This window comes from Vibrio sp. 10N.222.49.C9 (assembly GCF_041474985.1).
In the GTDB taxonomy this organism is placed as follows: Bacteria; Pseudomonadota; Gammaproteobacteria; order Enterobacterales; family Vibrionaceae; genus Vibrio; species Vibrio crassostreae_C.
In genome coordinates this window covers 1-348 of record NZ_JBFRVD010001605.1, presented here as the reverse complement: position 1 = coordinate 348, position 348 = coordinate 1, and the positions used below count along the sequence as shown (strand labels likewise).

Genomic DNA, 348 nt, shown 5'->3' with positions numbered 1-348 from the left:
AGCTAAGACCGCGCTGCGCTGCTTCAACAACCGCATCGCGAATAACAGGATTGTTGTGGCCCAAGATCATCGGTCCCCATGATCCGACGTAGTCGATGTACGCTTTGTCGTCTGCATCATAGATACGAGAGCCATCAGCACGCTCAATGAAAAGTGGAGAACCGCCAACGCCATTAAATGCACGTACTGGTGAGTTAACGCCACCAGGAATAATGGTTTGGGCTTGCTGATAGAGTGCTTCTGATTTGCTCATTAAAGAATCCTTGCTTTTCGGATAGCATTTTTGGGAATGACAGCATTGTAATAAATATTGGCCACAAGTCTAACGCTTGTGTCTCACTATTCGTG

At 46.8% G+C, this 348-nt stretch carries 1 protein-coding gene; it reads right to left on the bottom strand.

From position 1 onward, the window contains the following. Window positions 1–253, bottom strand: a 253-nt coding sequence (locus tag AB4585_RS29465) for an aminotransferase class III-fold pyridoxal phosphate-dependent enzyme (protein ID WP_372172384.1), incomplete at its 3' end; no start/stop codon positions are given. Window positions 254–348: the final 95 nt, after the last annotated feature.